This window comes from Ciceribacter azotifigens (assembly GCF_048159625.1).
In the GTDB taxonomy this organism is placed as follows: Bacteria; Pseudomonadota; Alphaproteobacteria; order Rhizobiales; family Rhizobiaceae; genus Allorhizobium; species Allorhizobium azotifigens.
In genome coordinates this window covers 102188-127604 of sequence record NZ_JBLQTA010000008.1, presented here as the reverse complement: position 1 = coordinate 127604, position 25417 = coordinate 102188, and the positions used below count along the sequence as shown (strand labels likewise).

At 63.9% G+C, this 25417-nt stretch carries 22 protein-coding genes; 18 read left to right on the top strand and 4 right to left on the bottom strand.

Features of this window, described 5'->3' with window-relative positions:
* Positions 1-140: 140 nt before the first annotated feature.
* Positions 141-2795: a cation-translocating P-type ATPase gene (locus ACM6UT_RS13460; protein ID WP_416797855.1), complete on the top strand. Its 2655-nt coding sequence runs from the start codon at positions 141-143 to the stop codon at positions 2793-2795.
* Positions 2796-2856: 61 nt separating this feature from the next.
* On the opposite strand, the gene gltA is transcribed toward ACM6UT_RS13460, so the two are convergent.
* Positions 2857-4146, bottom strand: a complete 1290-nt coding sequence (gene gltA / locus ACM6UT_RS13455) for a citrate synthase (protein WP_416797854.1) — start codon at positions 4144-4146, stop codon at positions 2857-2859.
* Between the two features lie 278 nt (positions 4147-4424).
* On the opposite strand from gltA, the gene ACM6UT_RS13450 reads away from it, so the two are divergent.
* Positions 4425-6917, top strand: a complete 2493-nt coding sequence (locus ACM6UT_RS13450) for a ComEC/Rec2 family competence protein (protein ID WP_416797853.1) — start codon at positions 4425-4427, stop codon at positions 6915-6917.
* On the opposite strand, the gene lexA is transcribed toward ACM6UT_RS13450, so the two are convergent.
* Positions 6898-7611, bottom strand: a complete 714-nt coding sequence (lexA, locus tag ACM6UT_RS13445) for a transcriptional repressor LexA (RefSeq protein ID WP_416797932.1) — start codon at positions 7609-7611, stop codon at positions 6898-6900. The two genes, ACM6UT_RS13450 and lexA, sit on opposite strands and share 20 nt — an antisense overlap.
* Positions 7612-7826: 215 nt before the next feature.
* Here lexA and ACM6UT_RS13440 point away from each other — a divergent pair, with 215 nt between their 5' ends.
* From ACM6UT_RS13440 to ACM6UT_RS13380, 13 genes are all read left to right on the top strand, one after another.
* Positions 7827-8723 (top strand): VOC family protein, encoded by an 897-nt coding sequence (locus ACM6UT_RS13440; protein WP_416797852.1) that lies wholly within the window; start codon positions 7827-7829, stop codon positions 8721-8723.
* Positions 8723-9571 (top strand): 3-deoxy-8-phosphooctulonate synthase, encoded by an 849-nt coding sequence (gene kdsA, locus ACM6UT_RS13435; protein WP_416797851.1) that lies wholly within the window; start codon positions 8723-8725, stop codon positions 9569-9571. Before ACM6UT_RS13440 ends, kdsA begins: the two co-directional genes overlap by 1 nt.
* A gap of 172 nt (positions 9572-9743) precedes the next feature.
* Positions 9744-11018: a phosphopyruvate hydratase gene (eno, locus tag ACM6UT_RS13430; protein WP_416797850.1), complete on the top strand. Its 1275-nt coding sequence runs from the start codon at positions 9744-9746 to the stop codon at positions 11016-11018.
* A 146-nt stretch (positions 11019-11164) separates the two neighbouring features.
* Positions 11165-11485 carry an FtsB family cell division protein gene (locus ACM6UT_RS13425; protein ID WP_416797849.1) on the top strand — a complete coding sequence of 107 codons (321 nt, stop codon included), beginning with the start codon at positions 11165-11167 and terminating at the stop codon, positions 11483-11485.
* 144 nt (positions 11486-11629) lie between these two features.
* Positions 11630-12679, top strand: a complete 1050-nt coding sequence (gene pdhA / locus ACM6UT_RS13420; RefSeq protein ID WP_416797848.1) for a pyruvate dehydrogenase (acetyl-transferring) E1 component subunit alpha — start codon at positions 11630-11632, stop codon at positions 12677-12679.
* Between the two features lie 17 nt (positions 12680-12696).
* Positions 12697-14088: a pyruvate dehydrogenase complex E1 component subunit beta gene (locus ACM6UT_RS13415; RefSeq protein ID WP_416797847.1), complete on the top strand. Its 1392-nt coding sequence runs from the start codon at positions 12697-12699 to the stop codon at positions 14086-14088.
* Between the two features lie 15 nt (positions 14089-14103).
* On the top strand, positions 14104-15426 hold the full coding sequence (locus ACM6UT_RS13410; protein ID WP_416797846.1) for a pyruvate dehydrogenase complex dihydrolipoamide acetyltransferase: 1323 nt from the start codon (positions 14104-14106) through the stop codon (positions 15424-15426).
* Positions 15427-15444: 18 nt separating this feature from the next.
* Positions 15445-16083, top strand: coding sequence for an SGNH/GDSL hydrolase family protein (locus ACM6UT_RS13405; RefSeq protein WP_416797845.1), 639 nt, complete (start codon positions 15445-15447; stop codon positions 16081-16083).
* Positions 16084-16174: 91 nt separating this feature from the next.
* On the top strand, positions 16175-16414 hold the full coding sequence (locus ACM6UT_RS13400; protein ID WP_416797844.1) for a YdcH family protein: 240 nt from the start codon (positions 16175-16177) through the stop codon (positions 16412-16414).
* 77 nt (positions 16415-16491) lie between these two features.
* The gene (gene lpdA / locus ACM6UT_RS13395; RefSeq protein WP_416797843.1) at positions 16492-17937 is read left to right on the top strand and encodes a dihydrolipoyl dehydrogenase; all 1446 of its coding nucleotides are present in this window, start codon (positions 16492-16494) and stop codon (positions 17935-17937) included.
* Between the two features lie 66 nt (positions 17938-18003).
* Entirely contained in the window at positions 18004-18252 is a 249-nt protein-coding gene (locus tag ACM6UT_RS13390; RefSeq protein WP_416797842.1) for a GlsB/YeaQ/YmgE family stress response membrane protein, read from the top strand.
* Positions 18253-18344: 92 nt separating this feature from the next.
* Complete coding sequence (lipA, locus tag ACM6UT_RS13385; protein WP_416797841.1) at positions 18345-19310, top strand: lipoyl synthase; 966 nt, start codon at positions 18345-18347, stop codon at positions 19308-19310.
* Positions 19311-19435: 125 nt separating this feature from the next.
* The gene (locus ACM6UT_RS13380) at positions 19436-19885 is read left to right on the top strand and encodes a type II toxin-antitoxin system RatA family toxin (RefSeq protein WP_416797840.1); all 450 of its coding nucleotides are present in this window, start codon (positions 19436-19438) and stop codon (positions 19883-19885) included.
* A gap of 17 nt (positions 19886-19902) precedes the next feature.
* On the opposite strand, the gene ACM6UT_RS13375 is transcribed toward ACM6UT_RS13380, so the two are convergent.
* Positions 19903-20406, bottom strand: coding sequence for a CinA family protein (locus ACM6UT_RS13375; protein ID WP_416797839.1), 504 nt, complete (start codon positions 20404-20406; stop codon positions 19903-19905).
* On the bottom strand, positions 20403-21614 hold the full coding sequence (locus ACM6UT_RS13370) for a bifunctional 2-C-methyl-D-erythritol 4-phosphate cytidylyltransferase/2-C-methyl-D-erythritol 2,4-cyclodiphosphate synthase (RefSeq protein ID WP_416797837.1): 1212 nt from the start codon (positions 21612-21614) through the stop codon (positions 20403-20405). Before ACM6UT_RS13370 ends, ACM6UT_RS13375 begins: the two co-directional genes overlap by 4 nt.
* Positions 21615-21806: 192 nt before the next feature.
* Between ACM6UT_RS13370 and dusB the strand changes: the two genes are divergently transcribed.
* The 3 genes from dusB to ntrC are packed head-to-tail and all read left to right on the top strand — an operon-like array spanning position 21807 to position 25380.
* The gene (dusB, locus tag ACM6UT_RS13365) at positions 21807-22790 is read left to right on the top strand and encodes a tRNA dihydrouridine synthase DusB (protein WP_416797836.1); all 984 of its coding nucleotides are present in this window, start codon (positions 21807-21809) and stop codon (positions 22788-22790) included.
* A complete protein-coding gene (locus ACM6UT_RS13360) occupies positions 22790-23929 on the top strand; it encodes a two-component system sensor histidine kinase NtrB (protein WP_416797835.1) in 1140 nt (379 codons plus the stop codon). The genes dusB and ACM6UT_RS13360 overlap by 1 nt, the downstream gene beginning before the upstream one ends.
* A complete protein-coding gene (ntrC, locus tag ACM6UT_RS13355; RefSeq protein WP_416797834.1) occupies positions 23929-25380 on the top strand; it encodes a nitrogen regulation protein NR(I) in 1452 nt (483 codons plus the stop codon). Before ACM6UT_RS13360 ends, ntrC begins: the two co-directional genes overlap by 1 nt.
* Positions 25381-25417 lie beyond the last annotated feature (37 nt).

Here is a 25417-nt window from a genome sequence, read left to right as displayed (position 1 = left end):
GGCGCGGGGGCTATGTCGCGGGTCTTCGCGCGACATCGCTGCGCGCGGATATTTGCGTATGACAAATATCAATGTTCGCCGCTCGCCGCTCTCCCTATAGTGGTGTGCAGACGCGGATCGGTCGAACGAGGAAGCTCTAAGTGACAGCCCAGGCAGAGATACCGACGAACGTCCGTCGAGAAGGACTGACCTCCCAGGAAGTTGCGGCAGCGCTTGAGGTCCATGGCGCCAATGTCCTGCCGATCGGCAAGCCGCCGTCCTTCGTCAAGGTGCTGCTCATGCAGTTCCTCAGTCCGTTGATTTACATCCTGATGGCGGCCGCGGTGGTTTCCGCCTTCGTCAGCGAGATCACCGACGCGCTGTTCATCGCGGCCGTGCTGGTGATCAATGGCATCATCGGGGCAGTGCAGGAGTACTCGGCCGGACAATCGGCGAACGCGCTGCGTGCGCTGGAGGAGCCGCAAGCGACGGTCGTCCGCGACGGTACACGCCAAGTGATCGACGCGACCGGACTGGTGCCGGGTGATCGCGTATTGCTCGAATCCGGGCAGCGTGTTCCCGCCGACATCCTGCTCGACGCATCCGAGCATCTGCAATGCGACGAGGCCACCCACACCGGAGAATCGCGTCCCATCTACAAGTCCGCGGGTGACCACGTCTTCGCCGGCACGATCGTCACCCGCGGTCGGGGCGAAGGCGTGGCCACGGCGACGGGCAACAGGACCGAACTCGGCAGGATCGCGGACGCTATCCACGAGCGCGCGACGGCCAAGCCGCCACTGATGATCCGCATGGAGGAATTTACGCGCCGTATTGCCGTCGCCGTCGGCGTCGCAATCCTCTTCCTTTTCGCGGTCGGCTGGTGGCGCGCCATGCGGGTCGGCGATCTCTTCACCATGTCGATCGGCCTCGCCGTCAGTGCCATCCCCGAGGCCCTGCCGATCGCCATATCGGTCGCGCTCGCGATCGGCATGCGGCGTATGGCTCGTGTCAATGTCATCGTCCGAAATCTTCCGGCGGTGGAGTCGCTCGGCTCGTGCACGATGATCGCGACCGACAAGACCGGCACGCTCACCCTGAATGAGCTGACGGTGACGGACATTCGACTGCCTGATGACAGCCACTGGATGCTGGAGGCCGGACCGCATCCACTGTCGGGAGGCATCAAGAGCCATGACGGCCGCAAGGATGGGCCGAGTGCCGCGGTGCGGCGGCTCCTCGGCGTCGGGAGCTTGCCGAACGAGGGAGAGATCAGTGTCGATGATGCCGAGAGCTGGCGCCCCGTCGGCGATACGGTGGACGTGGCATTGCTGGCGGCAGCCCATAAGGCCGGTATCAGCCGTTCGAGCCTTCTCGAGAGATTTCCGCTCGAACGGCGCATTCCTTACGAGCCTGAGCAGAAATACGCCGCCTCCTTCCACCAGGTCGAGGACCGCATGCACGCCTTCGTCAAAGGCGCGCCGGAACTGTTGCTCTCGATGTGCAAGACGATGGAGACGGCCGAGGGGGCCGTTCCGATCGATCGCGCCCACGTGCGCGGCCAGATCGAGGAGATGGCGCGTGAAGGCCTGAGGGTACTTGCCTTCGCCTCTGGCGAGATCGGCGGTTCCGAAGACGGCGACTACGGCGGACATCTGCTGATCGATCTCAATTTTCTCGGCCTCGTCGGGATGCAGGATCCGATCCGCCCGGAAGTGCCGGCCGCGCTCGACGCCTGCCGGCAGGCCGGCATCGGGGTTGCCGTCGTGACCGGCGACGATCCGACCACGGCGAGCGTGATCGCCCGCAAGGCAGGAATGCGGTTTGACGAGGCGGACGTGGTGACTGGCGACCAGATCGCCGATGCCGTCGCCGCCGGCGGGGACGCGCTCGACGAAATCACTCGGCACGGACGCGTCTTCGCGCGCGTGAAGCCGGACCAGAAGCTCGCGATCATCCGGTCGCTCGCCCGCAACGGCCACTATGTCGCCGTGACCGGCGATGGCGTCAACGATGCGCCGGCGCTCAGGCACGCTCACGTAGGAGTGGCAATGGGTCACGGCGGAACCGAGGTCGCGAAGGAGAGCGCCGACATCATCCTGACCGACGACAATTTTGCCTCGATCGTCGCCGGGATACGGGAGGGACGTGTCGCCTACAACAACATCCGCAAGGTGATCTTCATGCAGATCTCGACGGGTGCCGCCGAGGTCCTGCTCTTCCTGCTTGCGATGGTGCTCGGCGCACCGATGCCGATGACGGCCGTGCAACTGCTCTGGCTCAATCTCGTCACCAACGGCGTGCAGGACGTGGCGCTCGTGACCGAACCTGCGGAAGGCGACGAATTGCGCTCGCCGGTGCGCCGTCCCGGGGAGCCGATCTTCGACCGGCTGATGCTACGGCGCATTGCCCTCGCCACCCTGGCCATGGGCGGAGGCGGCTTTGCCTTCTTCTATTGGGCGACGACATCCGGTCTGTCGCAATTCGCCGCCAGCAACCTGCTGCTGCTGCTTTTCGTGCTCTTCGAAAACTTCCAGTGCATCAACAGCCGCTCGGAGCGCCGCTCGGTCTTCCAGCAGTCGCACGTCTCGAACCCGTTCCTGCTGCTCGGAGTCCTGGGCTCCCAGGCCCTGCACATCGGCGCGATGTACCTGCCGGGGGTGAACGATCTCCTGCAAATCGCGCCGATTTCGCTGGAGCAGTGGCTGTTGCTGCTGCTCGCCGCCGCATCGGTTCTCGTGGTCAGCGAAATCGACAAATGGCTGTTGCGCCGCCGGGAGGCGAGGACCCGTATCGACGACGGCCGGACGACGTGACGAGAAAAGGCCCGGCAGATCATCATCTGCCGAGCCCTGATTTTCTGCCGCGCGAGCGCTGTCAGCGTTGCGATACGGGCACGTAGTCGCGCTTCGGCGCGCCGGTGTAGAGCTGGCGCGGACGGCCGATGCGCTGCTGCGGATCCTCGATCATCTCGTTCCACTGGGCGATCCAGCCGACGGTGCGGGCGAGCGCGAAGAGAACGGTGAACATCGTGGTGGGGAAGCCGAGCGCACGCAGCGTGATGCCGGAGTAGAAGTCCACGTTCGGATAGAGCTTCTTCTCGATGAAGTAGGGATCGTTGAGGGCGATCTTCTCGAGTTCGAGCGCCACCTTCATCAGCGGATCGTCGGCATGACCGGTCGCTTCGAGGACCTCGTACATGGTCTTCTGCATGATCTTCGCGCGCGGGTCGTAGTTCTTGTAGACGCGATGACCGAAGCCCATCAGACGGAACGGATCGTTCTTGTCCTTGGCGCGGGCGATGAATTCCGGAATGCGGTCAACAGAGCCGATTTCCTGCAGCATGTTGAGCGCCGCTTCGTTGGCGCCGCCGTGGGCCGGACCCCAGAGGCAGGCGATGCCGGCTGCGATGCAGGCGAACGGGTTGGCGCCCGACGAGCCGGCGAGGCGAACGGTCGACGTCGAGGCGTTCTGCTCGTGATCGGCATGCAGGATGAAGATGCGGTCCATGGCGCGGGCAAGCACCGGGTCGACCTTGTACTCGTCGCAAGGAACGGCAAAGCACATGTGCAGGAAGTTCGCTGCGTAGTCGAGATTGTTCTTCGGGTAAACGAAGGGCTGCCCGACATGGTATTTGTAGGCCATGGCGGCGATCGTCGGCATCTTGGCGATCATGCGCAGCGAAGCGACCATGCGCTGGTGCGGATCGGTGATGTCCGTCGAGTCGTGGTAGAAGGCCGACAGCGCGCCGACAGTGCCGACCATGACGGCCATCGGGTGGGCGTCGCGGCGATAGCCGGAGAAGAACTTGCTCATCTGTTCATGCACCATGGTGTGGTGCGTGACGCGGTAGTCGAAGTCTTTCTTCTGTGCGGCGGTCGGCAGGTCGCCGTAGAGAAGCAGGTAGCAGACTTCCAGGAAGTCGCCCTTCTCGGCGAGTTGCTCGATCGGATAGCCGCGGTGCAGCAATACGCCCTCGTCGCCATCGATATAGGTGATCTTGGATTCGCAGGACGCAGTCGAGGTGAAGCCCGGATCGTAGGTGAAGGAGCCGGTATGCTTGTAGAGGGCCCCGATGTCGATGACATTTGGCCCGATGGTTCCTTCCTTCACCGGAAGGTCGACCTTCTTGTCGCCAAGTGCCAGTGCTGCGCTTTTTTCCGTCATGCTAATCCTCCGAAATTGGCGGTCCGGCGCCTTCAAGAAGGCGTCGCAGGTTGAGCGTCCCGAGTTAGCTATATGATCCCGACGTTAATGCCAAGCTAGCCAAAGGGCAAATTGTGCGACGCGAAATGCCAGCAACATATCGTTATTTCCGATGCTTATCTCGGCGCTATCATGAGGTGTTTCAGGCTTCCTTCCGCGCGCACTGATTGCTACAGTCTGCCGGTGAGGCGGATGCCGTAGCGCCGGCGTCCGGTCCTCCGATCGGGGCTGGGGTCGTCTTGGGAGAGATCGCGGAAGACCGCGCCAGGACCGGGGTAGGGGAAGGGCCGGCATTCGCCGTTGCCATCCCCTTTGACGCGATGGCTATCGCGGAGCCGCGTCCGGCTGGAGCACTCGTCGTCCGCGAGGCGACGGGCCGGGAAAGCCTTGTTTCGCGCGTTTCCCGTTTGACCGCGATGGTAGCGCGGTCGGCAGACGCGGCGATTGGCCGCGAGGCGGCGTTCGGGCATGTCTTCCTTTTCGTGCCCGTCGCGCTGGGTGCAGGAGCCGCTATCTGGTTTGCCCTGCCGCAGACCCTGCCGATCTCAGCGCCGGCGCTCCTGTTGTTGGTCTCCGCCCTCTTCGCGGTGCTCTCGCGCTTCGGCAGACCCGTGGCGTATCGGACGTGGTCGGCGCTGGCGCTCTGTGCCGCCGGGATGCTGCTCGCCGAATTTGAGACTCGCAGAATGCAGACGGTCATTCTCGACACGCCCGTCACGACGCAGGTGACGGGAAGGGTGCTCCGGCGGGAAGCGGGGGCGGCCGGCGAGTGGCGCTATCTCGTCCGCGTAGAGGCGACGGCAGAACCGCAGATCAGACGCGCACCGGAAGAGGTCGTGCTCACGACCCGCGCCCGACACGAGCCTTTCGCACTCGGCGAGGTGCTGCGTGGGAAAGCACGGCTCTCGCCTCCTTCCGGGCCGGCCTTGCCGGGTCTCGACGACTTTTCGTTCCCCGGCTACTTCGGCGGGATCGGCGCCGTCGGCTACTTTCTCGCGGCTCCGGTGCGCATTGACAGCCTCCCGGAGAGCGGAACCGGCGCATGGTGGGAGGCCGCCGAACAGACGCTCCTTGTTGTCCGTGACGGCATCACGCAGCGAATCAGGAGAACGGTTCCGGGCGATGCCGGCGGTTTTGCCGCCTCCATCGTCACCGGCGACCGGCGATCGATGTCGGAGGCGACGACGGAGGCGCTGCGGCTTTCGGGGCTGGCGCACATCACCGCGATCTCCGGCCTCAACATGGCGCTCGCCGCTGGCATTTTCTTTGTCGGCCTTCGCAAGCTGCTTAGCCTCTCGCCGGCGATCGCCCAGTCTCGGCCGGTAAAGAAGATCGCTGCCGCTGCCGCACTCGTCGCTGCCTTCCTTTACCTGATGATTTCCGGCTATCAGGTCTCCGCCGTCCGCGCCTTCCTGATGACGGCGATCATGCTGGTCGCCGTCCTGTTCGACCGTCCGGCGATCAGCCTGCGCAACCTCGCACTGGCGGCGATCGTCATTCTTGCGATCTCCCCGTCGCAGGTGCTCGGCGCGAGTTTTCAGATGTCGTTTGCTGCGACCGCCGGGCTGATTGCCGGCTACGACGGTTGGCGGCGGAGTGCAGGGCGGTCGTCGCGCTACGCGCCGGACTTTCCGGGCCGCAAGGCCCTTTCGTTCCTGTGGAACTTCGCCGCCGGCACGTTCGTGACCTCGCTGATCGGGGGACTGGCGACGGCAATCTTCGCGGTCGCCCATTTCCATAGAATGGCACCTTACGGCCTCGTCGCGAACCTCGCGGCGATGCCGATCATTTCGGTCGTGGTGATGCCGGCGGCGCTGGCGGCAATGCTGCTCATGCCATTCGGCCTCGACGCTCCGTTCCTCATTCTTGCGGGCGAGGGACTCGAGATTGTCATCGTGATCGCAACCACGGTGGCGAGCTGGAGCGAGGGGACGTCGTTCGGCCGGTTCGGGGCATGGTTCCTGCCGCTGGCGAGCGCGGGACTGCTGTTGCTCACTCTGCTGCACACGCAGCTGCGCTGGATCGGCGCGGCAGTTCTTGCGGCCGCGATCGGCCTTGCGGTCCTCCTGCCACCGGAAGAGACGGCCAACCTCATCGTCTCGGAGGACGGACGCCTGGCGGGTCTGCCCGGCGCCGACGGCAGGACGATCGCGACGAACCGCAGCAAACCGTCGGACTTCCTCTTCTCACAATGGCAGCACGCGCTTGCGCGCCCCGATCATCTCGGACCGCTCCGCAGCGAGGACGACGCCGTCGCCGGCACCCGGGCGGACGAAACGGACCGGCTGTCGGCCGAGCAGATAAGGACTGTCCGCGACACGATGCGCCGGCAGTTCGGCGCAGCGGCCCCCGGCCGATTTCTCTGTACGGGCAAAGTCTGGTGCATCGCCCGGCTGCCGGACGGGTGGCGGATCGCCACCGTCGAGGACCCGGCACTTCTCGGCGTCGCCTGCGATGTCGCCGATCTCGTGATTACGCCGCGCCGTTCACCTTTCGGCATCTGCCGCTCCGGAGCGAAGATGATCGATGCGGAAATGCTGCGGCGCACGGGCGCGACCGAATTCTATCTCGGAAATCATGAGGATCGGGACATTCGCCGGCGGACCGCATTCACCACCCTCGACAGGCCCTGGCAGCGGCATCGCCTTTACGACTGGCGGACCGACAGCTTCGCCGACCGAGAGCCCGCGGAGTTCGCCCCCGCGGAACAGGTCAGTGATAGCGGCGGATAAGTCCGACCAGCTTGCCCTGGATCTTCACACGATCAGGGCCGAAGATGCGCGTCTCATAAGCCGGGTTCGCAGCCTCGAGCGCGATCGAATCGCCCCGGCGGCGGAAGCGTTTCAGCGTTGCCTCCTCGTCGTCCACGAGTGCCACCACGATGTCGCCGGGCGTCGCGTTGCTGGCATTGCGGATGATGACCGTATCGCCGTCGAGAATACCGGCCTCGATCATCGAATCACCCTTGACCTCGAGCGCATAGTGTTCGCCCGATCCGAGCATCTCGGCCGGGATCGTGATTTCATGAGTGTTGTGCTGGATCGCCGAGATCGGTACCCCGGCCGCGATGCGGCCCATGACAGGAACCGCAACGGAATTCGATCGCTCCTCTGTGGACGGTTTGGCGGCCGGCGCCGCCTGTCCCTTGCCGAGGCTTCCCTCGATGACGCTCGGCGAGAAACCCCGCCGCGGCTGCAGGCTGGAGGAATAGGCCTCCGGCAGCTTGATGACCTCCAGGGCTCGCGCCCGGTTCGGCAGCCGGCGGATGAAGCCACGCTCCTCGAGCGCCGTGATGAGGCGGTGGATACCGGATTTCGAGGCGAGGTCGAGCGCGTCCTTCATCTCGTCGAAAGACGGCGGCACGCCCGATTCCTTCATCCGCTCGTGAATGAAGAGAAGCAGTTCCTGTTGCTTGCGCGTCAGCATGGTCCAGAGCCCCGTCGTGTGAAACAAATCCAGAACATACACTATCTGTTCCATATGTGTTCCGCAAGTGCTTAAATATTGGTAAGCAATTGGCCGTTCGGGGGAATTTCGCGTGCATTCGCGTCCGGCGGACAGCGACGGGATGGGGCCGCAGCCGCCTTGCAAAGCGCCCGCAAATCGCGCAAACCAGACGCGGTCGACAAGGAGGGTGCGGGATGTCCACTGCCAAGGAGACGCCGCGCGGCGTCGATCACATCGTTCTGCCGGTGCACGGGCTGAAGCCCGCACGCGAGCGGCTCGGAGCGCTGGGTTTCACAGTTGCCGCCGATGCGCTGCATCCCTTCGGCACCGAGAACGCCTGCGTCTTCTTCGCCGACAAGACCTACCTCGAGCCGCTTGCGGTGGCGAGCCGTGAAACCTGCGAGGAAGCCGCGCGCAAAGGCAATGTCTTCGTCGCCCGCGACCGCGCCTTCCGTTTCCGCGCGCCGGACGGCGAGGGTCTTTCGGGAATAGCGGTTGCCGCGACAAGTGCGACGGCGGACCACGAGGTCTATTTCGAGCACGGTCTGTCGGCTGGTGAAATCCTCCATTTCTCGCGGCCGCTCAGATTGCCGGACGGCACCGAGGCGACAGCCTCGTTCAGGCTTGCATTCGCCGCCGACCTGCGTGCGCCCGATTTTCTCCTCTTTTCCTGCGAGCGGGCCAATCCGCTGCCGGCGGATCGTGCCGCGCTCGAACGCCACGAGAACGGCGTGACGGGCATATCCGCCGTTGTGCTCACCGAAGAAAACCCCTCCGACTTCCAGGAGATGCTGGAGACCGTCTTCCATCAGCGCGAGATCGAGGCGCATTCCTTCGGCATCGTCGTCCCTTCGGCGAACGCGAAGATCGAGGTGCTGACGCCCGCCGGCCTTGCTGGCTATTTCGGGCTCGACGCCCGAAATGCCGGACGCGGCCTCGCCGGTGCGGCGATCGTCTTCCGGACCGGGGATCTCGGCGTGACAGAACGCTTGCTGGCTGCTAATGGCGTTCGCCATGCACGCAAAGATGGCCGCCTGATCGTACCGCGTGACGCGGGACAGGGCGCGCATTTCGTTTTCCAGGAGGAATAATGAGCACTTCGACCAATTCCGAAGTCGTCGTCGGCGAAGGCGCCACCAAGGTCGTCTTTTCCAACTCCAGGCGCTTCTCGCTGATTGCCGGCCCCTGCCAGATGGAAAGCCGCGATCACGCCTTCATGATGGCCGGCGCGACAAAGGAAATCTGCGACAAGCTCGGCATCGGGCTCGTCTACAAGTCGTCCTTCGACAAGGCCAACCGCACGTCGCTCTCCGGCAAGCGCGGCATCGGCCTCGACAAGGCGATGGAAGTCTTCGCCGATCTGAAGAAGGAATTCGGCTTTCCGGTGCTGACAGACATCCACACCGAGGAGCAGTGCGCGACCGTCGCCCCCGTTGTCGACGTGCTGCAGATCCCGGCCTTCCTTTGCCGCCAGACCGACCTTCTGGTCGCTGCCGCCAAGACCGGTCGGGTCATCAACGTCAAGAAGGGCCAGTTCCTCGCCCCCTGGGACATGAAGAACGTGCTCGCCAAGATCACCGAAAGCGGCAATCCGAACGTGCTCCTGTGTGAGCGTGGCGCTTCCTTCGGATACAACACCCTGGTCTCGGATTTCCGGTCGCTGCCGATCATGGCGGCGATGGGCGCTCCCGTGGTGTTCGACGCCACCCACTCGGTGCAGCAGCCCGGCGGGCAGGGCGGCTCGACCGGCGGGCAGCGGGAATTCGTGGAGACGCTGGCGCGCGCCGCGGTTGCCGTCGGCGTTGCCGGTCTCTTCATCGAGACCCATGAGGATCCGGACAATGCCCCGTCCGACGGCCCGAACATGGTGCCGCTGAAAGACATGCCGCGGCTTCTCGAAAAGCTGCTCGCCTTCGACGCCGTCGCCAAGGGCGCTTGAGGCGATCCGTATCGATTACGGCCTTTTCTTTTGGAAACGCCGGCCCGATGGGCCGGCATTTTGCGTTCATCTTCACCTTTCGGCGTCTGTCACACTGCGTGCATTGTATTTTTCCCGTCTTCGATTAAGACAGGCGCCATCCTCAATCCCACCCAGTACCAGGGAGGCGCTCATGACTGCAATCACCGACATCATCGGCCGCGAAATTTTGGACAGCCGCGGCAATCCGACCGTCGAGGTCGACGTCTATCTCGAAGACGGCAGCATGGGCCGCGCGGCCGTTCCGTCGGGCGCCTCGACCGGCGCACATGAGGCAGTCGAACTGCGTGATGGCGGCAGCCGCTACCTCGGCAAGGGCGTCGAGCGCGCCGTCGAGGCCGTCAACACCGAGATCTTTGACGCGGTCGGCGGACTGGACGCGGAAAACCAGATCCAGATCGACAAGGTGATGATCGAGCTCGACGGCACGCCGAACAAGTCGCGCCTCGGCGCAAACGCCATCCTCGGCGTCTCGCTCGCCGTCGCCAAGGCCGCCGCCGAGGCTTCCGGCCTGCCGCTCTATCGCTATGTCGGCGGTCTGAACGCCCATGTACTGCCGGTCCCGATGATGAACATCATCAACGGCGGCGCCCATGCCGACAACCCGATCGACTTCCAGGAATTCATGATCATGCCGGTCGGCGCCGAAACGATGCGCGACGCCGTGCGCATGGGTTCGGAAGTCTTCCATACGCTCAAGAAGGAACTGGCCGCCCAGGGGCACAACACCAACGTCGGCGACGAGGGCGGCTTCGCGCCGGGTCTCGAAAGCGCACCGGCCGCCCTCGACTTCATCGTGAAGTCGATCGAGAAGGCAGGCTACCGCCCCGGCGAGGACATGTACCTGGCGCTCGACTGCGCCTCGACCGAGTTCTTCAAGGACGGCAAGTATGTGCTCGAAGGCGAGGGCCGCACGCTTGAGCCGGAAGCCATGGCGGAATATCTCGCCGAGCTGGCCGCGAAATACCCGATCATCTCGATCGAGGACGGCATGGCCGAGGACGACTGGGACGGCTGGAAGGTTCTGACCGACAAGATCGGCTCGAAGTGCCAGCTCGTCGGCGACGATCTCTTCGTCACCAATTCCTCGCGTCTGCGCGACGGCATCCGGATGGGCGTCGCGAACTCGATCCTCGTGAAGGTGAACCAGATCGGCTCGCTCTCGGAGACCCTCGACGCTGTCGAGACTGCGCACAAGGCCCGCTATACGGCCGTCATGTCGCACCGTTCGGGCGAAACCGAGGACTCGACGATCGCCGACCTCGCGGTTGCCACCAACTGCGGACAGATCAAGACCGGCTCGCTAGCTCGCTCCGACCGGCTCGCCAAGTACAACCAGCTGATCCGCATCGAGGAAATGCTGGGCCCGCAGGCCCGTTACGCCGGCTCGTCGATCCTGCGCGGCTGACGTTCCAGCCTTCTGACGCTGATCGGCCCGCGTCCCGGAAGGGGCGCGGGCCAACTTTTTTCCGCGTAGCCGCTATGGTCAACGATCGATTAAGCAATCGCGGCTAGTTTGATCCAAGATCGTTTTGCGTATCAGGGCGTCGCTCGATGTGGACCAGGCAGCACAAGAACCGGAAACTCGGACGTTTTGTCCTTCCGCTCGTGACCGTCGCATTCCTCTCCTACTTCGGTTATCATTCGATCCATGGTGATCGCGGCCTGATCGCTGCGCAGGAATTCGAGAAGCTGAGATTTAAGCGCGGCGCCGAGCTGGCCGAGCTCGTGTCGCGTCGCAAGTCGCTGGAGCGGCAGGTTGAATTCCTGAGTGACGGCTCGCTCGAGCGCGACATGATCGATGAGAAGGCGCGCTACCAGCTCAACGTGTCGCGCCCCGACGAAATTGTGATTTTCAACAACCAAATGAATTAACCGAAATTCGGTTAATCGCCAATAGTAATTATAATTCAATATCATATCGTGAATGCGAGCTATGCATTTATGGCATTGCGGCCGCCCGTTTTCTTGCCTATCCTTCGCGCCGATCTAAATTTGACAAAACCTAGGGAGGGACGAATGGCGCCGCGAAAACCTGCGACTGCGAGCGGTCGCAAGCCGACGACCAAGTCTGCCGCAAAGAAAGAATTGACTCAGGGGCTGGTTGCGGAATTCGACCGCCAGAGCGAGCTCGACGCCTACCGCGAAATGCTCCTCATCCGCCGCTTCGAGGAAAAGGCCGGCCAGCTCTACGGCATGGGCTTCATCGGCGGCTTCTGTCACCTCTATATCGGCCAGGAGGCCGTCGTCGTCGGCGTCCAGATGGCGCTGAAGGATGGCGACCAGGTCATCACAGGCTATCGTGACCATGGCCACATGCTGGCTTGCGGCATGAGCGCACGCGGCGTCATGGCCGAACTCACCGGCCGTCGCGGCGGGCTGTCCAAGGGCAAGGGCGGCTCGATGCACATGTTCTCCAAGGAGAAGAACTTCTACGGCGGTCACGGCATCGTCGGCGCGCAGGTGTCGCTCGGCACCGGTCTCGCCTTTGCCAACAGGTACCGCGAGAACGGCAATATCTCGGTCGCCTATTTCGGTGACGGCGCTGCCAACCAGGGCCAGGTCTACGAAAGCTTCAATATGGCGCAGCTCTGGAAGCTGCCGGTGATCTATGTGATCGAGAACAACCGTTACGCCATGGGCACTGCGGTTTCGCGCGCTTCCGCGCAGACCGATTTCTCCCAGCGCGGCGTCTCCTTCGGTATCCCCGGTATCCAGGTCGACGGCATGGATGTCCGTGCCGTCAAGGCGGCGGCCGAGCAGGCTGCGGCTTATACCCGCTCCGGCAAGGGGCCGGTCATCCTTGAAATGCTGACCTACCGCTATCGCGGTCACTCCATGTCCGACCCGGCGAAGTACCGCTCGAAGGACGAGGTGCAGAAGATGCGTTCCGAACACGACCCGATCGAGCAGGTGAAGAACCGGCTCATGGAAAAGGGTTGGGCGAGCGAGGAGGAGCTGAAGGCGATCGACAAGGACGTCCGCGACATCGTCGCAGACAGCGCCGATTTCGCCCAGTCCGATCCGGAGCCGGACGTATCCGAGCTCTACACCGATATCCTGTTGTGAGTGGGGAGGGTTAGCCCATGTCAGTCAATATCCTCATGCCCGCCCTGTCTCCGACGATGGAAGAGGGCACGCTTTCCAAATGGCTCAAGAAGGAGGGCGACAAGGTCACCTCCGGTGACGTGATCGCCGAAATCGAGACCGACAAGGCGACGATGGAAGTGGAAGCGGTCGACGAAGGCGTGATCGGCAAGCTGCTGATCGCCGCCGGCACCGAGAACGTCAAGGTCAACACGCCGATCGCCATCCTCCTGCAGGAAGGCGAGAGCGCTGCCGATCTCGCCGCCGCTCCGAAGGCCGAGGCCGCACCTCAAGCGGCCGCGCCGCAGGTCGAGCAGGCTGAAAAGCCGACCGAAACCGGTTCCGCGTCTGCACCCGTTCCGGCACAGCCCGTCATCGCCGCCGATCCGGATATTCCAGCCGGCACCGAAATGGTCACGATGACCGTGCGTGAGGCGTTGCGCGAGGCCATGGCCGAGGAAATGCGCCTCAATCCGGACGTCTTCGTCATGGGTGAAGAAGTTGCCGAATACCAGGGCGCCTACAAGATCACGCAAGGCCTGTTGCAGGAATTCGGGCCGAAGCGTGTCGTCGATACGCCGATCACCGAGCACGGCTTTGCCGGCGTCGGCGTCGGTGCCGCCATGGCGGGCCTGCGGCCGATCGTCGAGTTCATGACCTTCAACTTCGCCATGCAGGCGATCGACCAGATCATCAACTCGGCTGCCAAGACGCTCTATATGTCCGGCGGCCAGATGGGTGCGCCGATCGTCTTCCGCGGCCCGAACGGCGCTGCCGCCCGCGTCGCCGCCCAGCACAGCCAGGACTATGCCGCCTGGTACAGCCACATCCCCGGTCTCAAGGTCATCCAGCCCTATTCGGCGGCCGACGCGAAGGGCCTCCTCAAGGCCGCGATCCGCGACCCGAACCCGGTGATCTTCCTTGAGAACGAAATCCTCTACGGCCACTCGTTCGAGGTGCCGAAGCTCGATGATTTCGTCCTGCCGATCGGCAAGGCGCGCGTCCACAAGACCGGCAAGGATGCGACCATCGTCTCCTTCGGCATCGGCATGACCTATGCGGTCAAGGCCGCCGAGGATCTGGCGAAGGAAGGCATCGACGTCGAGCTCATCGACCTGCGCACCATCCGGCCGATGGACATTCCGACTGTCGTCGAGTCGGTGAAGAAGACCGGTCGTCTGGTCACCGTCGAGGAAGGCTATCCGCAGTCCTCCGTCGGCACCGAGATCGCGACGCGCGTCATGCAGCAGGCCTTCGACTATCTCGACGCGCCGATCCTGACCATCGCCGGCAAGGACGTGCCGATGCCCTACGCCGCCAACCTCGAGAAGCTCGCGCTTCCGAACGTCGGCGAGGTCGTCCAGGCGGTCAAGACCGTCTGCTACAAGTAACGGGAGGGCTTGGAAATGCCGATCAATATCACCATGCCGGCCCTTTCCCCGACGATGGAAGAGGGCAATCTTTCCAAATGGCTGGTCAAGGAAGGCGACAAGGTCAAGTCCGGTGACGTGATCGCCGAGATCGAGACCGACAAGGCGACGATGGAAGTCGAAGCCGTCGATGAAGGGACCGTGGCGAAGATCGTCGTCCCGGCCGGCACCGAGGGCGTCAAGGTGAACGCGCTGATCGCGATCCTGGCCGGCGAAGGCGAAGATGTGAGCGCGGCTGCAGCAGGCGTTGCTGCCGCGGCACCTGCGCCGAAGGCCGAGGCTGCTCCGGCAGCGACGCCGGCGGCCGTTCCGGTTACCGACAAGGCGCCGGCAGCCTCGACGCCGGCTCCCGTCACAGCAACCGGCGACCGCGTCTTCTCCTCGCCGCTTGCCCGTCGTCTCGCCAAGGAAGCGGGCATCGACCTTTCGGCCGTTTCCGGCACCGGCCCGCATGGCCGTGTCGTGAAGAGCGACATCGAAAAGGCGGTTGCCGGTGGGGTCGCCAAACCGGCGCCCGCAGCTGCCGCGCAGGCCGCACCTGCTCCGGCGCTTGCGAAGGCACCGTCGGACGATGCCGTGCTCAAGCTCTTCGAACCGGGTTCCTACGAGCTCGTGCCGCATGACGGCATGCGCAAGACGATCGCCAAGCGTCTCGTCGAATCCAAGCAGACGATCCCGCACTTCTACGTGACGGTCGACTGCGAGCTCGGCGCCCTGCTGGCCCTGCGCGCTCAGCTCAACGACGCCGCGCCGCGCAAGGATGGCGCTCCGGCCTACAAGCTGTCGGTCAACGACATGATCATCAAGGCCCTGGCGCTCTCGCTGCGCGACGTTCCGGATGCCAACGTCTCGTGGACGGAAAGCAACATGGTCAAGCACAAGCACGCCGATGTCGGTGTCGCTGTCGCGATTCCCGGCGGATTGATCACGCCGATCATCCGCAGTGCCGAGCTGAAGTCGCTGTCCGCCATATCCAACGAGATGAAGGACCTCGGCAAGCGCGCCAAGGAACGCAAGCTGAAGCCCGAAGAATACCAGGGCGGCACGACCGCGGTCTCCAACATGGGCATGATGGGCGTCAAGCACTTCGCAGCCGTCGTCAACCCGCCGCACGCGACCATCCTCGCGGTCGGCGCAGGAGAGGAGCGGGTGGTCGTCAAGAACGGCGAGATGAAGATCGCCAATGTCATGACGGTCACGCTTTCCACCGACCATCGCTGCGTCGACGGCGCACTCGGGGCCGAACTCCTCGGCGCCTTCAAGCGCTACATCGAAAACCCGATGGGCATGCTCGTCTGACGCGGAGGCAGGTTCGCGATGAAATCGGTTCTCGCCTACGGTGACAGTCTGACCTGGGGCTATGATCCCGTGGCCCTCGGTCGTCATGCTCATGAGGACCGCTGGACGAGCGTCTTGCAGAAGGCGCTCGGTCACGGGGTCCGGGTCGTCGCCGAAGGCCTGAACGGGCGCACGACCGCCTACGACGACCATCTGGCGGATGCGGAGCGCAACGGCGTGAAACTGCTGCCGAGCGTTCTCGAAAGCCACAAGCCGCTCGACCTCGTCATCGTCATGCTCGGCACCAACGACATGAAGCGGGGCGTGGCCGGCACCGCGATCGCCGCGGTCAAGGGCATGGAACGGCTGGTGAAGCTCATCCGTCTCCACGACTGGGGCTTCGATTTCGAGGCCCCGGAGATCCTGGTCGTCTCGCCGCCGCCGATCTGCGAGACGGCGAACGCGCCGTTCGCGGCGATGTTCAAGGGCGCGATCGAGGAATCGGCGATGCTCGCGAGCCTTTATCGCGACATGGCGGATGATCTCGGCTGCGGCTTCTTCGACGCGGGCTCTGCGGCGAAGACGACGCCGCTCGACGGCATCCATCTCGACGCGGAGAACACCAGGGCCGTCGGGCGTGCGATCGAACCCGTCGTGCGGATGATGCTCGGACTGTGAACATCGTCGGAGAAATTTGACCAAGATCAAGGAGAACGGCTGACGAGCGTATATGGCTCACTTCGTAAACCCCTCACGAGGAGAAGAAGTAATGTCGAATACGCCGCACGAAATCCAGGACGAGTTTCCGGAACTTGCCGGGAAGATGCACGAGCTCAAGGTGAGCGACGAGCATTTCGCCCAACTGCTCGAGGACTATCGCGAGATCAATCGCGCCATCCACCGGGCAGAGACGGAAGTGGAGCCGGTCGGCGATGCGCAGATGGAAACGATGCGCAAACAGCGGATGGTTCTGAAGGATGAGATTTACGGGATGCTGACGAAGGCGTGACCGCCGGACGCTTCGTCCCTTGGAAGGGCTTCCCGCGACCGGGGAGCCCGTTCCCGACAAAGAGGAGATGAAGGCCCGTGTCCAACGCTTATGACGTCATCATTATCGGTTCCGGCCCCGGCGGCTACATTGCGGCAATCCGCGCGGCCCAGCTCGGGCTGAAGACGGCCATCGTTGAACGCGAGCACCTCGCCGGCATCTGCTCCAACTGGGGCTGCATTCCGACCAAGGCGCTGCTCCGCTCCGCCGAAATCTACCACTATGCCAAGCACCCCGGTGACTACGGCGTGAAGATCGAAGGGACCGTCACGCCCGACCTGAAGGCGATCGTCGCCCGCTCGCGCGGCATTGCCGCCCGCATGAACGGCGGCGTCGGGTTCCTGATGAAGAAGAACAAGGTCGACGTGATCTGGGGTGAAGCGAAGCTTTCGAAGCCCGGCGAGATCGTCGTCTCCAAGACGACAAAGGCGATCCAGCAGCCGCAGGCACCGCTACCGAAGAACACCCTCGGCGAAGGCACCTATACGGCGAAGCACATCATCGTCGCGACCGGCGCCCGTCCGCGTGCGCTTCCCGGCATCGAGCCGGACGGCAAGTTGATCTGGACCTATTTCGAGGCGATGAAGCCGGAAGAAATGCCGAAGTCGCTGCTCGTCATGGGCTCCGGTGCGATCGGTATTGAATTCGCCTCCTTCTACCGCACGCTCGGCGTTGACGTCACCGTCGTCGAGGTGATGAGCCAGGTCATGCCGGTCGAGGATGCGGAAATTTCCGCGCTCGCCAAGAAGCAGTTCGAGAAGCAGGGCATGAAGATCCTGCTGGAAGCCAAGGTCGCCAAGGTCGAGAAGGGTGCGAATTCCGTGACCGCCCATGTCGAGAAAAAGGACGGCTCGATCGAGAAGATCACCGCCGACCGGATGATTTCGGCCGTCGGCGTGCAGGCCAATATCGAGAACATCGGCCTCGAGGCGCTCGGCGTGAAGACCGAGCGCGGCTTCATCCAGATCGACGGCTATGGCCGCACCAACGTGCCGGGCATCTACGCGATCGGCGACGTCGCAGGTCCGCCGATGCTCGCTCACAAGGCCGAGCACGAGGCGGTGATCTGCATCGAGAAGATCGCCGGACTGCCGAACGTCCACCCGATGGACAAGGGCAAGATCCCCGGCTGCACCTATTGCCATCCGCAGGTCGCCTCCGTCGGGCTGACTGAGGCGAAGGCGAAGGCCGAGGGCCGCGACATCCGCGTCGGCCGCTTCCCCTTCGTCGCCAACGGCAAGGCGATCGCGCTCGGCGAGGATCAGGGTCTCGTCAAGACTATCTTCGACAAGAAGACCGGCGAGCTGCTGGGTGCGCACCTGGTCGGGGCCGAAGTGACCGAGCTGATCCAGGGTTTCGTCGTGGCGATGAACCTCGAGACGACCGAAGAAGAGCTGATGCACACGATCTTCCCGCATCCGACGATTTCGGAAACGCTGAAGGAGAGCGTACTCGATGCCTATGGTCGGGCGCTAAACGCCTGAGTGTTGTGATGCCGGCAACGGCATCGTATATGAAAGTCGGTATTGACCGACAAAGGAATTGGGGCAATGCAGGGTTTGGGTTGGATTTTGACGATCGTGATCGGCGGTCTCGCCGGCTGGCTCGCCGGCAAGCTCATGGATGTGCGCTTCGGCATCCTGATGAACATCGTGCTCGGCATCGTCGGCTCGGTGGTCGCCAATGCGGTGCTCGCGCAGTTCCACATCTCGGTGGCCGGCGGTGCGCTCGGCTACCTGATCACCGGCTTTCTCGGCGCAAGTCTCCTCTTGTTCGTCGTCAAGCTCGTCAGGCGCTGACACGGTGACGCCGGCACTGCCTCCATCATGGTGGCGTGCCGGGTTGCAGTAAGGGTTTCGGAGCCGCTCGGAGCGGCAAAAGGCAGGTAGACATGGTTACGATCCTCGACCGGATGACCCCTGAGGAAAAGCGCGTCCGGCATCCGGAGAAGGCCCACAGGCCGGACACGGAAGTGCTGCGCAAACCCGAATGGATCCGCGTCAAGGCGCCGACCTCGAAGGGCTATGCCGAGACCCGCTCGATCGTGAAGGACAACAAGCTCGTCACGGTGTGCGAGGAGGCAGGCTGCCCCAATATCGGCGAATGCTGGGACAAGAAGCACGCCACGTTCATGATCATGGGCGAGATCTGCACCCGCGCCTGTGCATTCTGCAACGTCGCGACCGGCAAGCCGAACGCGCTCGATCCGGACGAGCCCGAAAACGTCGCCAAGGCGGTGAAGCAGATGGGCCTCACCCATGTCGTGATCACCTCCGTCGACCGTGACGACCTGGAGGACGGTGGCGCCGAGCATTTCGAAAAGGTGATCTGGGCGATCCGCGCCGCTTCGCCGGAAACGACGATCGAAATCCTCACACCGGACTTCCTGAAGAAGCCGGGCGCTCTGGAGCGTGTCGTCGCCGCCAAGCCGGACGTCTTCAACCACAACCTGGAAACGGTGCCCGGCAACTACCTGACTGTCCGTCCCGGCGCGCGCTATTTCCATTCGGTTCGGCTGCTGCAGCGGGTCAAGGAACTCGACCCGACCATGTTCACCAAGTCCGGCATCATGGTCGGCCTCGGTGAAGAGCGCAACGAAGTCCTCCAGCTCATGGACGACCTCAGAACCGCCGACGTCGACTTCCTGACGATCGGCCAGTACCTGCAGCCGACCCGCAAGCACCATCAGGTTATGAGCTTCGTCACGCCCGACGAATTCAAGTCCTACGAGACGGTCGCCTATTCCAAGGGCTTCCTGATGGTATCGGCAAGCCCGCTGACGCGCTCGTCGCACCATGCCGGCGACGACTTCGCGCGGCTGCGGGCGGCCCGGGAGAAGCTTCAGGCCGCGCGCTGAGCGGTCACCTTCGCAAGCCGGTTGGCACGATGCAGCGAGCCGGATGTTGGGCTCGCGTTAGGAAACGGCGGCGCTCGGGAACGCTCCTTCTTGCCAATCCGGAGAAAGCCGAATAGCTCTCGGTCATGCCACAGTTCGAAACCTGCCGCCCCGTCAAGCATTCTCCCGAACGGATGTACGCTCTCGTCGCCGATGTGGAGCGCTATCCGGAATTTCTACCCCTATGCGAGGCGCTGACCATCCGTTCGCGGCGGGAGCGGGACGACAAGACGCTGCTCGTTGCAGACATGACGGTCGGCTACAAGGCGATCCGCGAGACGTTCACGACCCAGGTGCTTCTCGTGCCGGCTGAGCGAGTCATCGACGTGAAGTATATCGAGGGACCGTTCAGGTATCTGGACAACCGCTGGCGTTTCGAGCCGGCGGGCGAGGGCGGTTGCTCGGTGCATTTCTTCATCGACTACGAGTTCAAGAGCCGCATCCTCGGTGCAGTCATGGGTTCGATGTTCGACCGCGCCTTCCGGATGTTTTCCGAGGCCTTCGAAAAGCGTGCTGACGAGATCTACACGGCCTGACCGCGGGAATCGCACACTTAGTCTTTGGCAGCCAGCTCCAGGAGCATTTCGAGAGCGCTCGTCACCGTTGCCATGCGAATGCCGCCGCGGCCGAGGTCGCCGTACCGCATTTCACGGTGGATGAGCCGACCGTCGCGGCGTTTGGCGGCGATATGGACGAGGCCGACCGGCTTTTCCGCCGTACCGCCGGTCGGGCCGGCGACGCCGGTCACCGCGACCGCCATATTCGCACCCGAGCGGCGGAGAGCGCCGGCCGCCATCTGCAACGCCGTCTCGCGGGAGACGGCGCCGAAGGAGCCGAGCACCTTCTCATCGACGCCGAGCATCTCCACCTTCGCCCGGTTCGAATAGGTGACGAAGCCGCGGTCGACGACCACCGACGAGCCGGAAATCTCGGTGAGCGCTCCCGCGATCAGCCCTCCGGTGCAGGATTCGGCGGTGGCGACCGTCAAATTACGTTGCGTAAATTCGCTTACGATACGTGATGCCAGCGCTTCGATCTCCGGCGGAAAGAGGCTCATGCCTTCACTCCCCCGTAGACGACGGTCGCGGTGGCGATCGCGGCGATCCCTTCGCGCCGCCCGACGAAGCCGATCTTCTCGTTGGTGGTCGCCTTGACCGAACAGCGGTCGAGCGAAATGCCGAGAATTTCCGAGAGCTTCTCCCGCATCGCCTGGCGGTGCGGCCCGACCTTCGGGGCCTCGGCGATCAGGGAGATATCGGCATTCATGATCGTGCCGCCATTGTCGCGGACGATCTTCGCCGCGTGCTCGAGGAAGATGCGGGACGGCGCGCCCTTCCATTGCGGGTCGGAGGGCGGAAAATGGTCGCCGATGTCGCCGGCGCCGCAGGTGGCGAGCAGCGCGTCGGTCAGCGCGTGCAGCGCGACGTCCGCGTCGGAGTGTCCCTTGAGCCGCTGGTCGTGCGGAATGAAGACACCGCAGAGCGTGACGCCGTCGCCGGCTTCGAGCTGGTGCACGTCGTAACCGTTGCCGGTGCGCACATCGGGAAGGGCGGAGGAGGAGAGCCTTGCGTCGGCCATGGCGATATCCCGCTGGACGGTGAGTTTGACGTTGTCCGGCGAGCCTTCGACCAGACGGACGGGGATGCCGGCCCATTCGGCGATGGCGGCGTCGTCGGTGAAATCGTCGCGGCCCTCGGAGGCGGCGCGCGCGTGTGCGGCCATGATCGCCGGATAGCTGAAGCTCTGCGGCGTCTGCGCGGCGTAGAGCCCGGCGCGCGGAACAGTTTCGATCACGAGCCCTTCGGCCGAGCCGCGTTTCAGCGTGTCGGTGACCGGAATAGCCGGCAGAACTGCCTCGGCGCCGTCTTCGAAGGCGGCGCGAATGCGCTCCAGCATCGCCGTTTGGAGGAAGGGTCTCACGGCATCCTGGATCATCACATGGGTGACGTGGCGATCGGCAAGCGCCTTCAGTCCGGCCGCGACCGATTGCTGGCGCGTGCGCCCGCCAAAGGTGACGATGATGTCCCGCCCGCCGTAGAGATGCCGGCACGCCTCCTGAAACAGTGTCTCGTCGTCGGGGTGGATGACCGCGACGATCGGACCCGTTGCCGGCCAGTCGGCAAAGCGCTGAAGTGTATGGGCGATGACCGGCTTTCCGCCAATGCGGCGATACTGCTTCGGCCCTTCCGCGGAAGCGCCGGCCCGTTCGCCCCGCCCGGCGGCGACCACGATGACAGCGATTGAAGAGGCCCCGAGGTTTGCCATTCGCGGAGATTGTTCCTGACACAATTAACACGTAAGGGAGCACTAGAGGTTCGGGGCGAATATTTCCAGAGCGCGCCGAATTTTTGTTCCGTCCGGCGGTTTTCGCTTGGCAAGCCGATCAAGGCTGGCTAAAAATAGTGCAAATACTTTCCGTGCCCGAAAGATAATCATTTGCAGTCCAGAGCGCTTCACATGCCGTTTCAGATCGGGCCGGTGACCGTCCGCAATCGCGTCGCGCTGGCACCGATGTCCGGGGTGAGCGATCTGCCGTTCCGCCAGCTGGCCTGGCGCTTCGGAGCGGGGTTGGTCGTCACGGAGATGGTTGCGAGCCGGGAACTGGTGCTGAATGCGGCCGAATCCTGGATGCGGCTGCGGGACGGCGATGCGCGCCCGCATGTCGTCCAGCTTGCCGGGCGTGAGGCTCACTGGATGGCCGAAGCCGCGCGGATCGCCGAGGCCAACGGCGCCGACGTGATCGACATCAACATGGGTTGCCCGGCCAAGAAGGTGATCGGCGGCTATGCCGGGTCGGCGCTGATGCGTGATCCCGACCATGCGCTCTCCTTGATCGAGGCGACGGTCAAGGCGGTGAGTATCCCGGTGACGCTGAAGATGCGGCTCGGCTGGGACGAGAACTCGATGAACGCGCCGGAGATCGCCGCACGCGCAGAACGAGCAGGCATCCAGCTCGTCACTATCCACGGCCGCACCCGTATGCAGTTCTACGAGGGCCGCGCAGACTGGGATGCGATCGCCGCGGTGCGCGACGCGGTCAAGATCCCGCTGATCGCCAACGGCGATGTTTCGAGCCGCAAGGACGCCGAGGAAATCCTGAAGCGTTCCGGTGCCGATGCGGTCATGGTCGGGCGTGCCTGTCAGGGGCGGCCGTGGCTCGCCGGCGTTCTCGCCGGCGCTCGCGCACCTGAATCGGCCGAGATAGCGGCGATTGCCGTGGAGCACTACGAGATGATGTTGGTGCATTACGGGACCGATGTCGGCCTGCGCCATTCCCGCAAGCATCTGGGCTGGTATCTCGAACGCTTCGCGTCGGGGCTTGCGCCCGCCCGCAAGGCGGAGATCATGACGGCCCGCGATCCCCGTTTCGTCATCGCGGCCCTGTCTTGCGCACTCGAAGAGGCGGCGAGCGAGAGAAACGACCGGCAGGAGGCCGCCTGATGTCGCAACCGCAGGAAACACAGGACAACGGTCTGGCCCTGACCGTCCTCAACGCCATCCAGAACCCGGTGATCCTCGTTGACGCTGAAGGTTTCGTCACCTTCGCCAACTGGGAGGCGGAGTCCTTCTTCGGCGCGAGCGCGAGCCATCTCGCCCGCCACCAGGTGGCGAGCCTGATCCCCTTCGGCAGTCCGTTGCTCGCCCTGATCGACCAGGTGCGGGAGCGGCGGGCGCCGGTCAACGAATACCGCGTCGACCTGAGCTCACCGCGCCTCGGCGAGGACAAGCTGGTCGACCTCTACGTCGCCCCGGTGGTGAGCGATCCGGGCTCCGTGGTCGTGGTGTTCCAGGAACGCTCGATGGCCGACAAGATCGATCGCCAGCTGACCCACCGTGCCGCCGCCCGCTCGGTGACGGGGCTCGCCTCCATGCTGGCGCATGAGATCAAGAACCCGCTTTCTGGCATCCGCGGCGCGGCACAGCTTCTGGAAAGTTCGGTGACCGACGAGGACCGGGCGCTGACGCGCCTCATCTGCGACGAGACTGACCGCATCGTCTCGTTGGTCGACCGCATGGAGGTCTTTTCCGACGAGCGGCCGGTGGACCGGCAGCCGATCAACATCCACTCGGTGCTCGACCACGTGAAGGCGATCGCCAAGGCGGGCTTTGCCCGCAACATCAAAATCACCGAGAACTACGACCCGTCGCTGCCGCCCGTCTATGCGAACCGGGATCAGCTGGTGCAGGTGTTCCTCAACCTCGTCAAGAACGCGGCCGAGGCGATCGGTGACCGTGCCGACGGAGAAATCCAGCTGACGACCGCCTACCGCCCGGGCATCCGCCTCTCGGTCGCCGGCTCGCGCGAGAAGATTTCACTGCCGCTCGAATTCTGCGTGCATGACAACGGTCCGGGGGTTCCCGCCGATCTGTTGCCGCATCTTTTCGATCCCTTCATCACCACCAAGACCAACGGTTCGGGGCTCGGTCTCGCGCTGGTCGCGAAGATCATCGGCGGTCACGGCGGCATCGTCGAATGCGACAGCCAGTCCAACCGCACGACTTTCCGCGTGCTGATGCCCGTCTCCCGGGGCGTCGCACTCGAAGACGCAACTCCGGCGAACTCCACAGGAAGCCTCTGATGACTGCCACCATCCTTGTTGCTGACGATGATGCCGCCATCCGCACGGTGCTCAATCAGGCACTGACGCGGGCGGGATACGATGTCCGGATCACCTCCAATGCGGCGACGCTCTGGCGCTGGGTTTCAGCCGGCGAGGGCGATCTCGTCGTCACGGACGTGGTCATGCCGGACGAGAACGCCTTCGATCTGTTGCCGCGGATCAAGAAGGCGAGGCCCGATCTGCCGGTTCTGGTGATGAGCGCGCAGAACACCTTCATGACGGCGATCAAGGCGTCCGAGCGCGGCGCCTACGATTACCTGCCAAAGCCGTTCGACCTGACCGAACTGATCGCTATCATCGGCCGCGCGCTCGCCGAGCCCAAGAAAAAGCCGACCCGGGTCGACGACGACATGCAGGACGGCATGCCGCTCGTCGGGCGTTCGGCCGCCATGCAGGAGATCTACCGCGTTCTCGCAAGGCTCATGCAAACCGACCTCACGCTGATGATTACCGGCGAGTCCGGTACCGGCAAGGAACTCGTCGCCCGCGCGCTGCACGATTACGGCAAGCGCCGCAACGGTCCCTTCGTCGCGATCAACATGGCGGCGATCCCGCGCGACCTCATCGAGTCGGAACTGTTCGGTCACGAGAAGGGTGCCTTCACCGGCGCGCAGACCCGTTCGACGGGCCGCTTCGAACAGGCTGAGGGCGGTACGCTGTTCCTCGACGAGATTGGCGACATGCCGATGGATGCACAGACGCGTCTGCTTCGCGTCCTGCAGCAGGGCGAATACACGACGGTCGGCGGCCGCACGCCGATCCGGACCGACGTCCGGATCGTGGCGGCAACCAACAAGGATCTGAAGCAGTCGATCAATCAGGGCCTCTTCCGCGAGGATCTCTACTATCGCCTCAACGTCGTGCCGCTGCGCCTGCCGCCGCTCCGGGATCGCGCCGAAGACATTCCGGATCTCGTCCGCCACTTCATCCAGGAGGGCGAGCGGCAGGGACTTGATTCGAAGCGCTTTGACCATGAAGCGTTCGAAGTCATGAAATCCTACGCCTGGCCCGGCAATGTCCGCGAGCTGGAGAACCTTGTCCGCCGCCTGATGGCGCTTTATCCACAGGATGTCATCACCCGGGAAATCATCGAATCCGAACTGCGGTCGGACATCGCCGACAGCCCGATTACCAAGGCGAGCGTTGTCGCGGGACCGATGACCATCGCACAGGCGGTGGAAGAGAACATGCGCAGCTATTTCGCCAGCTTTGGCGATGGTTTGCCGCCGTCCGGGCTCTATGATCGCGTGCTGACGGAGATGGAGTATCCGCTCATCCTGGCGGCGCTGACGGCGACCCGCGGCAACCAGATCAAGGCCGCGGACCTGCTCGGCCTCAACCGTAATACGCTGAGAAAGAAGATTCGCGAGCTCGGCGTGTCGGTCTACAGGAGCTCCCGGTCGGCTTGACACCCGCCGACTGCCGTTGCAATTTCGCCACAATACG